We start from the raw sequence: 13657 nt of genomic DNA, 5'->3' as shown, positions 1-13657 counted from the left end.
CCGCAATCCGTTTGGGCGGATCGCCGCCGGGCCGGGAGAATGCCCGGCATGGGACATCTCGAAGCCAGCCACCTGGAGTACTACCTTCCCGACGGGCGGGTCCTGCTCCCCGACGTCTCCTTCCGCGTGGGGGAGGGGTCGGTGGTGGCCCTGGTGGGGGCGAACGGCGCCGGCAAGACCACCCTGCTGAAGCTGATCTCCGGCGAGCTCCAGCCGCACGGCGGCGGGGTCGCCATCAGCGGCGGCCTCGGGGTGATGTCGCAGTTCGTGGGCTCGGTCCGGGACGAGACGACCGTACGGGACCTGCTGGTCTCGGTGGCGCAGCCGCGGATCCGGGACGCCGCGAAGGCCGTGGACCACGCCGAGCACCTGATCCTGACGGTCGACGACGAGGCCGCGCAGATGGCGTACGCGCAGGCGCTCAGCGACTGGGCCGACGTACAGGGCTACGAGGCGGAGACCCTGTGGGACGTGTGCACCACGGCCGCGCTGGACATCCCGTTCGACCGGGCCCAGTACCGCGAGGTGCGGACGCTGTCGGGCGGTGAGCAGAAGCGGCTGGTGCTGGAGGCGCTGCTGCGCGGGCCGGACGAGGTGCTGCTGCTCGACGAGCCGGACAACTACCTCGACGTCCCGGGCAAGCGGTGGCTGGAGGAGCAGCTGAAGGCCACCCGCAAGACGGTGCTCTTCGTGTCGCACGACCGGGAGCTGCTGTCCCGGGCCGCCGAGAAGATCATCAGCCTGGAGCCGAGCCCGACGGGTACGGACGTCTGGGTGCACGGCGCGGGCTTCGACACGTACCACGAGGCGCGCAAGGAGCGCTTCGCCCGCTTCGAGGAGCTCAAGCGCCGCTGGGACGAGGAGCACGCCCGCCTGAAGGCGCTGGTCCTGCGGCTGCGCAACCAGGCCGCGAGCAGCCCGGACATGGCCTCGCGGTACCGGGCGATGCAGACCCGCTTCCAGAAGTTCGAGGAGGCCGGCCCGCCGCCGGAGCCGCCGCGCGAGCAGGAGATCCGGATGCGGCTCAAGGGCGGCCGGACGGGCGTGCGCGCGGTGACCGTGGAGAACCTGGAGCTGACCGGCCTGATGAAGCCGTTCTCGCTGGAGGTCTTCTACGGCGAGCGGGTCGCGGTGCTCGGCTCCAACGGCTCCGGCAAGTCGCACTTCCTGCGGCTGCTGGCGGGCGAGGACGTCAGGCACACCGGTGACTGGAAGCTGGGCGCACGGGTGCTTCCCGGCCATTTCGCGCAGACGCACGCCCACCCGGAGCTGTTCGGGCGCACGCTCGTCGACATCCTGTGGACGGAGGCGGCGAAGCCGCTCGGCCCCGCCATGGCGGTGCTGCGCCGTTACGAGCTGGAGCGCCAGGGCGAGCAGAAGTTCGAGAAGCTCTCGGGCGGCCAGCAGGCGCGTTTCCAGATCCTGCTGCTGGAGCTGGCGGGGACGACGGCGCTGCTGCTGGACGAGCCGACGGACAACCTCGACCTGGAGTCGGCGGAGGCCCTGCAGGACGGCCTGGAGTCGTACGAGGGGACCGTGCTGTGCGTCACGCACGACCGTTGGTTCGCCAGGACCTTCGACCGTTATCTGGTCTTCGGTTCGGACGGTGTCGTGAGGGAAACTCAGGAGCCCGTCTGGGACGAACGCAGGGTCGAGCGCAAGCGCTGACCGGGTTCCGCGCCCGGCGGACGGAGTCCGACGCAGTCGGCCGAAGCCGATGAGGCCCCCTGGGGCCGAGGAGTGCGAGGGTGACCGTGGGGATGGGCCTCAGGAGCCCGTCCGGGACGAACGCAGGGTCGAGCGCAAGCGCTGAGGGGGACTGCCGTGGGGCTGCGGCCGAGCATCTGGCTCATGCGATGGCGGCAGCCGTCCACGGCGGGCCGGGTGACCGCGTGGCTGCTCGGACCGGCCCCGCGGCCGTGGCGGCTGGTTTCCGCCGGGATCCTGCTGTTCATCGCCGTCTCCACGAGCCTGCGGGCGAACTGGGGCTCCGACAACGCCTTCGTGGTCAAGGCCGCGCGGACGCTGCTGGACGGCGGCTCCCCGTACGAGGACAAGCGGTTCCTGTACCTGCCCAGCGCGGTGCTGATGGCGGTGCCCGAGGCGCTCCTGCCGCGGGAGGTGCTGCGCTGGCTGCTCCCGGCCGGGATGACCGGGCTGCTGGGTGCGGGCTGGCTGGCCGCGCTGAGGCTGTTCTCGGTGCCGCTGTGCTCGCGGCTGGCGGTGGGCGGGTTCGCGGTGCTGGCCCTGGCCTACAAGCCGTACGCGAACCTGGTGCTGATCGGGAACTGGACGGCGGTCTCGGCGGCCGCGCTGCCCTGCGCGCTGCTGCTCGCGCACCGGGGGAGGTGGGGGGCGGCCGGTCTGGTGGTGGGGCTGGCGATCGCCTGCAAGCCGATGCTGGTGCCGGTGGGGCTGCTGTTCGTGCTGGCCGGGCGGTGGCGGGGGCTGGCGGTGGCGGTGCTGGTGCCGCTGGGGGCGTCCCTGGTGGGGGCGCTGGTGATGCCGAGCCCGTCGCTGTTCTTCACCAAGACGCTGCCGTTCCTCTTCCAGGGGCAGGACTCCTACGCGCTGCCCTGGGACGCCTCGCCGATCGCGGTGCTGCCGCGGCTCGGGGTGCCCCAGCCGGTGGCGGCGGCGGTGGCCTTCGCCGGGGCCGGGGCCGGCCTGTGGGCGGCGTGGACGCGCTGGCGCCGGCCGGATCCGGAGGGTGACGGCGGTGAGCTGAGGCTCGTGGAGACGGCCTGCATGGTGATGCTCGCCGCATTTCTGGTCTCGCGGCCCTCCTTCGACCACTACCTGCTGGTGGTGCTGCCGCTGCTGCTGGCCTCGGGGGTGCGGGCGGGCTCGATGCCCCGCTCGCCCTGGTTCTGGCTGGCCCTGACGCCCCAGATGGCGCTGGTTCCGTGGCCGGACGAGCTGGCCCGCAAACGGCGCGCTTTCAAGGACATGGCGACCCTGTGCGGGCTCGCGGGTCTGCTGGTGCGTCGTGTGCTGCGCTCCGGTCGGGTTACTCTGGGACCCGTAACAACTGCGGGGTCCCCACCCAGGACCGAACCGGAGTGCGCCGCGACGCCAGCAGAATCGGCATCGCGGACCGCGTTTTGACCCGTACGGGTCTGCTTGGGTATCCTGCTGGTTTGTTATGCGTATTGGCTTTCTCATTCTCACGTGAAAGGGCCTTACGCCGGTCCACCGGACCGATGACCAGCGGTTCACACGGGTTGCGTCCCTGATGTGAACGAGGGCTGTCGTGATCGTCCGTGGTGACCCTGTCAGGACCCTTCCCGCGGGGCTCGCGCCCTATGGGATGACCCACCACTGAAGAAGCGAAGGCATACGCGTGCGTACGTACAGCCCCAAGCCCGGCGACATCTCGCGCCAGTGGCTCGTCATCGACGCCCAGGACGTCGTCCTCGGCCGTCTGGCGACCCAGGCCGCTGCCCTCCTGAAGGGCAAGCACAAGCCGACTTACGCCCCCCACATGGACATGGGCGACTTCGTCATCATCATCAACGCCGACAAGGTTCACCTGTCCGGCAACAAGGCCTCCCAGAAGATGGCGTACCGCCACTCCGGTTTCCCGGGCGGTCTGCGTTCGGTGCGCTACGACGACCTCCTGGCGAACAACCCGGAGAAGGCCGTCGAGAAGGCCGTCAAGGGCATGCTCCCCAAGAACACCCTGGGCCGTCAGATGCTCTCGAAGCTGAAGGTCTACTCGGGCGACCAGCACCCGCACGCTGCCCAGCAGCCGGTGCCGTTCGAGATCACCCAGGTCGCGCAGTAGTTCCGGCCACCCCCTAAGACGTAGAGAATTCTGAGGAGCATCGTGGCCGAGACCACCGCCGAGACCCCCGTCGACGAGTTCGAGGGCGTCGAGGAGTACACCACCGAGTCGGACGTCGTCGTCGAGGGCGACTACACCTCCGAGTCCCTTGCCGGTCGCTTCGGTGACCCCCAGCCGGCCGCCGGCCTGGGCCGTCGCAAGAACGCCATCGCCCGCGTCCGGATCGTTCCGGGCACCGGCAAGTGGAAGATCAACGGTCGCACCCTTGAGGACTACTTCCCCAACAAGGTGCACCAGCAGGAAGTCAACGAGCCCTTCAAGCTCCTCGAGCTTGACGGCCGCTACGACGTCATCGCCCGCATCTCGGGTGGCGGCGTCTCCGGTCAGGCCGGCGCCCTGCGCCTCGGCGTGGCCCGCGCGCTGAACGAGGCGGACGTGGACAACAACCGCCCGGCGCTGAAGAAGGCCGGCTTCCTCTCCCGCGACGACCGTGCGGTCGAGCGCAAGAAGGCCGGTCTCAAGAAGGCCCGTAAGGCTCCGCAGTACAGCAAGCGTTAATCTTCGCCTGCTGTTCAGCAACGAAACCGCCCCGGCAGCACTCTCTGTGCTGTCGGGGCGGTTCGTTTACCGCCAAAAGCGGCAAACAACTGTCACTAGCGGTCACCAAGCGAAGCTTGAACTCGGGAGGACAACAGTGGGACGACTCTTCGGGACGGACGGTGTACGAGGCGTCGCCAACGCGGATCTGACGGCTGAGCTCGCGCTCGGCCTCTCCGTGGCGGCCGCACATGTACTGGCCGAGGCGGGCACCTTCGAGGGCCACCGGCCCACGGCCGTCGTCGGCCGCGACCCCCGCGCGTCGGGCGAGTTCCTGGAGGCCGCAGTGGTCGCAGGCCTCGCCAGCGCCGGCGTGGACGTCCTGCGCGTCGGTGTGCTGCCCACCCCGGCGGTGGCGTATCTCACCGGTGCGCTGGGTGCCGACCTCGGCGTCATGCTCTCCGCGAGCCACAACGCCATGCCGGACAACGGCATCAAGTTCTTCGCGCGCGGCGGCCACAAGCTCGCCGACGAGCTGGAGGACCGCATCGAGTCCGTGTACGAGGAGCACCGCACGGGTGCGCCCTGGCAGCGCCCCACCGGCGGCGGCGTCGGCCGCGTATCCGACTACGACGAGGGCTTCGACAAGTACGTCGCCCACCTCATCGGGGTCCTCCCCAACCGCCTCGACGGCCTGAAGGTCGTCCTGGACGAGGCCCACGGCGCGGCCGCGTACGTCTCGCCCGAGGCCTTCACCCGGGCCGGCGCGGAGGTCGTCACGATCGGCGCCGAGCCCGACGGCCTGAACATCAACGACGGCTGTGGCTCCACCCACCTGGGGCTGCTGAAGCAGGCCGTGGTCGAGCACGGCGCCGACTTCGGCATCGCCCACGACGGTGACGCGGACCGCTGCCTGGCGGTGGACGGCACCGGCACCGAGGTCGACGGCGACCAGATCCTCGCCGTCCTGGCGCTGGCCATGCGCGAGGCCGGTCAGCTGCGCGGGAACACCGTGGTCGGCACGGTCATGTCCAACCTGGGCTTCAAGCTCGCCATGGAGGCCGAGGGCATCCAGGTCGTGCAGACCGGCGTCGGCGACCGGTACGTGCTGGAGTCCATGAAGGAGCACGGCTACGCCCTGGGCGGCGAGCAGTCCGGCCACGTGATCATCCTCGACCACGCGACGACCGGCGACGGCACCCTGACCGGCCTGATGCTGGCGGCGCGCGTCGTGGCCACCGGGCGCACGCTGGCCGACCTGGCCGGGGTCATGCAGCGGCTGCCGCAGATCCTGATCAACGTCCCGGACGTCGACAAGTCCCGTGTCGCCACCTCGGGCGAGCTGGCCGCGGCCGTCGCCGACGCCGAGCGCGAGCTGGGCTCCACCGGCCGGGTGCTGCTGCGCCCGTCCGGCACCGAGCCCCTCGTACGCGTGATGGTGGAGGCGGCCGACATCGAGCAGGCCCGCACGGTCGCCGGGCGGCTCGCGGACGCGGTGAAGTCCGCGCTCGGCTAGGTCCTCACCCCGCGCTGTTCCGTGGCGCACCCGGCGGGCGGATCATCCGCCCGTGCTGGGTGCGCCACAGCAGTTTCCAGCCGATCAGGGTCAGCGAGCCGGAGACGATGATGCCGAGCAGGTTCAGCAGCAGCTGCTCCGCCGAGCCCCACATCTGGCCGAACTCCCCGTAGCCGAGCGCCACGGCCGCGTTCGCGCCGGCCGGGACCGTGGTCACCGAGATCGCCACCCCCACCAGCGCCCCCGACTTCGCCGACGTCAGCGACAGCATCCCGGCCACGCCGGCGAGCACCGCCACGACGAAGGAGAACGGGTCGGGCTGCCAGATGAAGCTGGTGTTGGGCCGCGGCCTGTCGAGCATCCCCGGGTGGAACAGCCCGAGCGCGTCCATGGCCAGGCTGAACACGGTCGTCGCGACGATCGCGGCGGCGAAGCCGACCAGAAGGGCGATCAGCGAGCGCCACGCCGCCTTCGGGGCGCGCTGCACCAGACCGGTGCAGATCCCGGCGAGCGGCCCGAACTCGGGGCCGACGGCCATCGCGCCGACGATCAGGATCGCGTTGTCGAGCACCACACCGCAGGCCGCGATCATCGTGGCGACGATCATGAAGGCGCTGTAGGTGATCGTGAGGGTCGACTCCTCGTGGGTGGACTCGGCGAGCTGCTCCCAGATCACCGCGTCCGCCGCCTCGCCCGGGGCCTCCTCCTCCGCCTCGTCGGCACGCGTGGAGATGGAGAGGTCGATGTTCTCGACCGCGATGGACCCGGTCCGGTCGAGGCCGAGGGAGCGCATCTCCTGGAGCAGCTCGTCGGCCGACTCGCGCGCCACGTCGCACAGCACCAGGTCGCCCTCGGGATCGCGGGCGGCGCCCTCCAGTACGACCAGATGGGTGGTGCCGACGGTGTGCTCGATCAGCTCCACCACCCGGTCGGTGAGGTGGTGCGGGGCGATCATCCTCAGGTGCAGCATGGCCGCACCATAGCCACTACAGCTTGCGCAGGCTCAGCTTCTGCACCTTGTGGTCGGGTCCCTTGCGCACGACGAGGGTGGCGCGGCCGCGGGTGGGGGCCACGTTCTCCAGCAGGTTGGGCTTGTTGATGGTCCGCCACATCGTCTGCGCGTACTCCATGGCCTCCTCCTCGGAGACCTGGGTGTACTTGCGGAAGTAGGAGAAAGGATTCTGGAACGCGGTCTCGCGCAGCTTCCGGAACCGGTTGAGGTACCAGCGCTCGATGTCCTCGGGGCGCGCGTCCACGTAGACGCTGAAGTCGAAGTAGTCGGCGAGGCCGACGCGGGTACGGCCGTCCTTGCCGGGCAGCGCGGGCTGCAGGACGTTGAGCCCCTCGACGATGAGGATGTCCGGGCGGCGTACGACGAGCTGCTCGCCCGGCACGATGTCGTAGATCAGGTGCGAGTAGACCGGGGCCTTGACCTCGTCCTTGCCCGCCTTGATGTCGGCGACGAAGCGGGTCAGCGCCCGGCGGTCGTAGGACTCGGGGAAGCCCTTGCGGGAGGTCAGGCCGCGGCGCTGGAGCTCCTTCATCGGGTACAGGAAGCCGTCCGTGGTGACCAGCTCGACGCGGGGGTGCTCGGGCCAGCGGGCCAGGAGCGCCTGGAGCAGACGGGCCACGGTGGACTTGCCGACGGCGACGGAGCCGGCGACGCCTATGACGAAGGGGGTGCCCTGCTGGGCGCCGTGGCCGTTGCCGGCGTCGCCGAGGAAGGTGTTCAGGGTGCCGCGGAGGTTGCTGGTGGCGCCGACGTACAGGTTCAGCAGGCGGGAGAGCGGCAGGTAGACGTCCCGCACCTCGTCGAGGTCGATGACGTCGCCCAGGCCCCGCAGCCGCTCCACCTCCTCCGCGGTCAGGGGCAGCGGTGTCCGCTCGCGCAGGGCGCTCCACTCGGCCCTGGTGAGGTCGACGTACGGAGACGGGTCCTGGGCCCGGCGGGGACCCGGGCGCTCCGTTGCGCGGTCCGGCGTGCAACGCGTCGGCGAGGTGATCACACCGCCATTGTCGGGGCTGAGGGGCTCTCGTGGGTGGTGGGGTCGGTCACGTGGCGGGGTGGCTGCCGGGAGAACAGGGGGGTGGCGGCGGCCGGGCGGGGTCGCGGCGGGTGGAACACGAGTACATCTCGATCGGAGGCCCAGCCGGTCTCGTGCGCATCACGATTCGACCGGATCACTCGGAAACCCGTTCGCGTGATCGATTGAACGCCGTACATTGTTCGTCGCCGTGGCGCCGACCTGCGTCCTGACGGTGTTCTTGTTCCTGGGGGAGATTCTTCGTGCGTACCGCCTTCGTCCGCCGTGCCGTCCTGACCGCTTCGGCCGTGTCCCTGAGCCTGCTGGCCACCGCCTGCGGCTCCGACTCCGGCGACTCCGGCAAGAAGGACGACGCCAAGGCGAGTCCGCAGCAGTCCGCCCCCGCGGCGGCCGGGGCCAAGGGGAAGTCGGCCGCCGAGCTGGCTCCGCTGCTGCTCGCCCAGGCCGACCTGCCCGAGCACAAGGTCGAGGCGGACGCGGCGGCGAAGGCCGCGGCCGGGGCGAACGCCAACGCCGACAAGGCCGAGTGCAAGCCGCTGGTCCAGCTCCAGACCCTCGTGCCGCTCGGCAAGCCGGCCGGCACCGCGACGATCGCCGCCACCGAGAAGCCGAAGAAGCCGGCCGAGGGTGCCGCCCTGGACGACAAGCTCGACGCGCTGAAGGGCGGCCTGGCCGTCACCCGGACCTCGGTCGGCCTCGCCTCGTACGACGGCAAGGGTGCCGAGGAGGCCTTCGGCGCGCTGAAGACCGCGAGCACGGCATGCGCGGCCGGCTACACGGTCACCCAGGACGCCGAGACCACCAAGATCGAGAAGGTCGCCCCCTCCGCCGCGGTCACCGCCGGTGACGAGGCCCTGGCCTACAACACCGTGATGGACCTGAAGGACGGCGACAAGGCCACGATGCAGTTCGTGGTCGTGCGCAAGGGCAACACCCTGGCCACCTTCTACGCGATGAACCTGACGGGTGCGGCCGCCCAGCCGAAGGCGGTCGTGGAGGCGCAGGTCAAGAAGCTCGGATGAGAGGCGTCCGCGCGCGGCGCGCGGCCGCACTGGGAGCCTCGGCGGTCTCCGGTCTGACGCTGGCCCTGCTGGCCACCGGCTGCGGGACCGCCCGGCCGGGCATGGTGGTGGAGATCGTCCCGGCGGAGCTGCCCGCCGACGCGGCCGACCACGAGCCGAAGGGGAAGGGGCAGGAGCCCCCGGCCCGGCTGATCGTGGCGCAGGGGGACCTCGTGGACCACAGGGTCAGCCCCGAGGGGGCGGACAGCGGCCTGGTGAGCGTGGACCGGCCGGAGTGCCGGGAGCTGGCCTACGCGGTCACCGGGTTCCTGCCGACGGGCCGGACCGGCTGGGCAAAGGCGTCGGTGGTCGCCGTACCGGTGCCGCTGCCGCAGGACGCCACGGAAGGGCAGAAGCGGGCGGCCGCCCAGGACGCGGCCAGCTCGACCGTGACGGTGGTGACCCTCGGCTCGTACGCGGGGAACGCGGCCGGCGGGCACTTCGCCGGGGTGCGGGCCGCGGGCGAGGCCTGCACGGCCGGCTACTCCGCGACGGCGAACGGGGAGACCGTCAAGGTGACGCGGGTCGTCCCGCACGCCGCGCACGGCGGTGACGAGGCGGTCGGCTACACGGTGGAGGCCGAGCACGACGGCCAGCACTACGCCACCGAGCTCATGGTCGTGCGCAGGGGCGGCACGCTCGCGAACTTCGTGGCGGGCCGGACCTCGGGTGCGGCGGAGCTCGCGGCCCCGGTGGTCGAGGCGCAGCTGCGCAAGCTGGGCTGAGGGCCGTCGAACGGCCGATTCGAAAACATCGTCAACCCCGTACCGGCGGATTCGCCGGGGCGGGGTTTTCGTCTTGTTCGGGTACGGAGCAGACGGGCGGCCACGGCGTACGCTGCCGCCTATGTGCGGAATTGTGGGTTACGTAGGGGCGCAGTCTGCGCTCGATGTGGTCATCGCCGGACTGAAGCGGCTGGAGTACCGCGGCTACGACTCGGCCGGGGTCGCCGTGCTCGCCGACGGGGCCCTCGCCAACGTCAAGAAGGCCGGGAAACTCGTCAACCTGGAGAAGGAACTGGTCAGCCGGCCGCTGCCGACCGGCTCCACGGGCCTCGGGCACACCCGGTGGGCGACCCACGGCGGGCCCACCGACGTCAACGCGCACCCCCACCTGGACAACTCCGGACGGGTGGCGGTCGTCCACAACGGCATCATCGAGAACTTCGCCGCGCTGCGCGCCGAACTCGCCGAGCGCGGGCACCGGCTGGAGTCCGAGACGGACACCGAGGTGGTGGCGCACCTGCTGGCCGAGCGCTTCGAGGCGGCCGGGGGCGCGGGGGGAGGCGGCCTCGCGGAGGCGATGCGGCAGGTGTGCCGGCGGCTGGAGGGCGCGTTCACCCTGGTCGCGGTGCACGCCGACGCGCCGGACGTGGTGGTCGGCGCGCGCCGGAACTCCCCCCTGGTGGTGGGCGTTGGAGAGGGTGAGAACTTCCTCGCCTCGGACGTGGCCGCGTTCATCGCCCACACCCGGTCCGCGATCGAGCTGGGGCAGGACCAGGTCGTCGAACTCCGCCGCGACGGGGTCACGGTGACCGGCTTCGACGGTGCTCCCGCGACCGTGCGGGCGTACCACGTGGACTGGGACGCCTCGGCGGCCGAGAAGGGGGGATATGACTACTTCATGCTCAAGGAGATCGCCGAGCAGCCGAAGGCCGTCGCCGACACGCTGCTGGGCAGGATCGACGCGAGCGGCCTGCTGACCCTGGACGAGGTGCGCATCCCCGCCTCGGTGCTCCGGGAGGTCGACAAGGTCGTGATCGTGGCCTGCGGTACGGCCTACCACGCGGGCATGATCGCGAAGCTGGCCATCGAGCACTGGACCCGCATCCCGTGCGAGACGGAGCTGGCCAGCGAGTTCCGCTACCGCGACCCGATCCTCGACCAGCGGACCCTGGTGATCGCGATCTCGCAGTCCGGCGAGACCATGGACACCCTGATGGCGCTGCGGCACGCGCGCGAGCAGGGCGCCAAGGTGCTGGCCGTCTGCAATACGAACGGCTCGACCATCCCCCGCGAATCGGACGCCGTGCTCTACACGCACGCCGGTCCGGAGGTGGCCGTCGCCTCCACGAAGGCGTTCCTGACGCAGCTGGTCGCCTGCTACCTCGTCGCGCTGTACCTCGGGCAGGTCCGGGGCACGAAGTGGGGCGACGAGATCCGGGCGGTGATCCGGGAGCTGTCGGACATCGCGGCGGCGGTGGACACCGTCCTGGAGACGATGGAGCCGGTACGGGCCCTGGCGCGCTCCCTCGCCGACAAGGACACCGTGCTGTTCCTCGGCCGCCACGTCGGGTACCCGGTGGCGCTGGAGGGCGCGCTCAAGCTCAAGGAGCTGGCGTACATGCACGCCGAGGGCTTCGCGGCGGGCGAGCTCAAGCACGGGCCGATCGCGCTGATCGAGAAGGACCTGCCGGTGGTGGTCGTCGTGCCGTCGCCGCGCGGGCGCTCGGTCCTGCACGACAAGATCGTCTCGAACATCCAGGAGATCCGGGCGCGCGGGGCGCGGACCATCGTCATCGCGGAGGAGGGCGACGAGGCCGTGGTCCCGTACGCCGACCATCTGATCCGGATCCCGGCGACCCCGACGCTGCTCCAGCCGCTGGTGGCGACGGTGCCGCTCCAGGTGTTCGCGTGCGAGCTGGCGACCGCGCGGGGCAACGAGGTGGACCAGCCGCGTAATCTCGCGAAGTCGGTGACCGTGGAGTGAGCGAAGCGAACGGAGCAGGTCGCCGACCATTGGGTGCAGTGGTGGCTGTGGAGTAGGCGGGGTTGTCGTTGTGATTGTCGGTGTGGGGATTGACGTTGCCGAGATCGAGCGGTTCGGCGCGGCGCTGGAGCGGACGCCGCAGATGGCGCAGCGTCTCTTCCTCGAATCCGAGTTGACGCTGCCGAGCGGCGAGCGGCGCGGTACCGCCTCGCTCGCCGCCCGGTTCGCGGCCAAGGAAGCCCTGGCCAAAGCCCTGGGCGCGCCCGGCGGGCTGCTGTGGACCGACGCCGAGGTGTACGTCGAGGACACCGGACAGCCCCGGCTGCGGGTGTCCGGCACGGTCGAGGCCCGGGCGCGGGCACTCGGGGTGAAGTCCTGGCACATCTCGCTCAGCCACGACGCCGGCGTCGCGTCGGCGGTGGTCATCGCCGAGGGCTGACGGCCCGGAAGGGCCCGGTGGGGCAGGCTGGGTCCATGCGTACTGCTTACAGCGTGGAGACCGTACGGGCCGCCGAGCGCGAGCTGATGGCACGACTGCCGGAGGGTGCCCTGATGGCCCGGGCGGCGGCCGGACTGGCCGCCGTGTGCGCCGAGTTGCTGGCGCGGCGCCGGGGCCGGGTCTACGGGTCCCGGGTCGTGCTGCTGGCCGGGCCCGGGGACAACGGCGGCGACGCGCTGTACGCGGGCGCCCGGCTGGCGCGGCGCGGGGCCGCGGTGACGGCGGTGCCGATGGACCCGGCACGGCTCCACCCCGGCGGGCTGGCCGCGCTGCGGGCCGCCGGGGGACGGGTCGTGGAGTCGGTGCCCGCGCGGGCGGACCTCGTACTGGACGGGCTCACCGGCATCGGCGGCCGGGGCGGGCTGCGGCCGGCGGCGGCCGCGCTGGCGGAGGGGATCCCGGCGGGGGCGCTCGTGGTCGCCGTGGACCTGCCGAGCGGGGTGGACGCGGACACCGGGGAGGTCGCCGGCCCGGCGGTGTCGGCCGACGTGACGGTCACCTTCGGCGCGTACAAGCCCGGCCTGCTGATCGACCCCGGGGCCTCGCGGGCGGGCGCGGTGCGGCTCGTCCCCATCGGGCTGGAGCTGCCGGCCCGGGCGGAGCTGGAGGCGCTCCAGCACGCCGACGTGGCACGGCTGCTCCCGGTGCCGGGGGCGTCGAGCGACAAGTACCGGCGGGGCGTGGTCGGGGTCGTCGCCGGGTCGGAGCAGTACCCGGGCGCGGCCGTGCTCGCGGTGGCGGGGGCGTTGCGGGGCGGTGCGGGCGCGGTGCGGTACGTGGGCCCGGCGGCGCAGGCCGTGCTGGCGCGGTACCCGGAGGTACTGGTCGGGCCGGGGCGGGTGCAGGTCTGGGTGGTCGGTCCCGGGCTGGGGTCCGGGCGGGCCGCCGAGGTCGAACGGGCCCTGGCGGACCGGGACGTTCCGGTGCTGGTCGACGCGGACGGGCTGCGCGGGCTGGACCCGGCGGTGGTGCGTTCACGCCGGGCGGCGACCCTGCTGACCCCGCACGCGGGGGAGGCGGCGGCGCTGCTGGGGGTGGCGCGGGAGGAGGTCGAGGCGGGGCGGCTGGCCGCGGTGCGGGAGCTCGCGGGGCGGTACGGGGCGGCGGTGCTGCTGAAGGGGTCCACGACGCTGGTCGCCTCCGGCGGGGGCGAAGGCGAAGGTGGGGGCGAAGGCGGGGGCGGGGGCGGGGTCGTACGGGTCAATGCGACGGGTACGCCCTGGCTGGCCACCGCCGGGAGCGGGGACGTGCTGTCCGGGCTGGCGGGAGCGCTGCTGGCGGGTGGGCTGTCGGGGGTGGACGCCGGGTCGGTGGGCGCGTACCTGCACGGGCTGGCCGGGCGGTTCGCCGCCGGGGGTGCGCCGGTCGTGGCGCAGGAGGTCGCCGCCGCGCTGCCGGAGGCGTGGCGGAGCGTCATGGCCTGACCCCGGGCGGGCGGGGCCGCCGCGCGGGCTTGCTCCCGGGTGACCCAGGGGCTCCGCCCCAGACCCCGGCCTCGAACGC

General features: G+C 72.1%; 12 protein-coding genes. 10 read left to right on the top strand and 2 right to left on the bottom strand.

All coding sequences use genetic code 11. The annotated features are described in order from the left end of the window. Positions 1-39: 39 nt before the first annotated feature. The 5 genes from ACZ518_RS04960 (at position 40) to glmM (ending at position 5840) form a co-directional block, all read left to right on the top strand. Positions 40-1668, top strand: a complete 1629-nt coding sequence (locus tag ACZ518_RS04960) for an ABC-F family ATP-binding cassette domain-containing protein (protein WP_469111604.1) — start codon at positions 40-42, stop codon at positions 1666-1668. 183 nt (positions 1669-1851) lie between these two features. Further along, entirely contained in the window at positions 1852-3108 is a 1257-nt protein-coding gene (locus ACZ518_RS04955; protein WP_469111603.1) for a glycosyltransferase family 87 protein, read from the top strand. A gap of 235 nt (positions 3109-3343) precedes the next feature. Next, complete coding sequence (rplM, locus tag ACZ518_RS04950) at positions 3344-3787, top strand: 50S ribosomal protein L13 (RefSeq protein WP_362460589.1); 444 nt, start codon at positions 3344-3346, stop codon at positions 3785-3787. Between the two features lie 42 nt (positions 3788-3829). Beyond that, positions 3830-4345 (top strand): 30S ribosomal protein S9, encoded by a 516-nt coding sequence (gene rpsI, locus ACZ518_RS04945; protein WP_045945298.1) that lies wholly within the window; start codon positions 3830-3832, stop codon positions 4343-4345. Between the two features lie 136 nt (positions 4346-4481). Further along, entirely contained in the window at positions 4482-5840 is a 1359-nt protein-coding gene (glmM, locus tag ACZ518_RS04940; protein WP_469111602.1) for a phosphoglucosamine mutase, read from the top strand. 4 nt (positions 5841-5844) lie between these two features. Here glmM and ACZ518_RS04935 read toward each other — a convergent pair whose 3' ends face one another. Continuing rightward, complete coding sequence (locus ACZ518_RS04935; RefSeq protein WP_469111601.1) at positions 5845-6810, bottom strand: DUF389 domain-containing protein; 966 nt, start codon at positions 6808-6810, stop codon at positions 5845-5847. A gap of 16 nt (positions 6811-6826) precedes the next feature. After that, positions 6827-7846: a type I pantothenate kinase gene (coaA, locus tag ACZ518_RS04930; RefSeq protein ID WP_469111600.1), complete on the bottom strand. Its 1020-nt coding sequence runs from the start codon at positions 7844-7846 to the stop codon at positions 6827-6829. Between the two features lie 281 nt (positions 7847-8127). Between coaA and ACZ518_RS04925 the strand changes: the two genes are divergently transcribed. The 5 genes from ACZ518_RS04925 (at position 8128) to ACZ518_RS04905 (ending at position 13578) form a co-directional block, all read left to right on the top strand. Then, complete coding sequence (locus ACZ518_RS04925) at positions 8128-8907, top strand: hypothetical protein (protein WP_469111599.1); 780 nt, start codon at positions 8128-8130, stop codon at positions 8905-8907. Continuing rightward, positions 8904-9671 (top strand): hypothetical protein, encoded by a 768-nt coding sequence (locus ACZ518_RS04920; protein ID WP_469111598.1) that lies wholly within the window; start codon positions 8904-8906, stop codon positions 9669-9671. Before ACZ518_RS04925 ends, ACZ518_RS04920 begins: the two co-directional genes overlap by 4 nt. A gap of 121 nt (positions 9672-9792) precedes the next feature. Next, positions 9793-11655 (top strand): glutamine--fructose-6-phosphate transaminase (isomerizing), encoded by a 1863-nt coding sequence (glmS, locus tag ACZ518_RS04915; protein ID WP_469111597.1) that lies wholly within the window; start codon positions 9793-9795, stop codon positions 11653-11655. Between the two features lie 70 nt (positions 11656-11725). Beyond that, the gene (locus ACZ518_RS04910; RefSeq protein ID WP_469111596.1) at positions 11726-12094 is read left to right on the top strand and encodes a holo-ACP synthase; all 369 of its coding nucleotides are present in this window, start codon (positions 11726-11728) and stop codon (positions 12092-12094) included. Positions 12095-12129: 35 nt separating this feature from the next. Beyond that, complete coding sequence (locus ACZ518_RS04905) at positions 12130-13578, top strand: bifunctional ADP-dependent NAD(P)H-hydrate dehydratase/NAD(P)H-hydrate epimerase (protein WP_469111595.1); 1449 nt, start codon at positions 12130-12132, stop codon at positions 13576-13578. Positions 13579-13657: the final 79 nt, after the last annotated feature.

This window comes from Streptomyces sp. NPDC033966, from assembly GCF_055575955.1.
The sequence above is the reverse complement of the archived record's forward strand: the minus strand, read 5'-3'. Positions and strand labels throughout refer to the sequence as shown.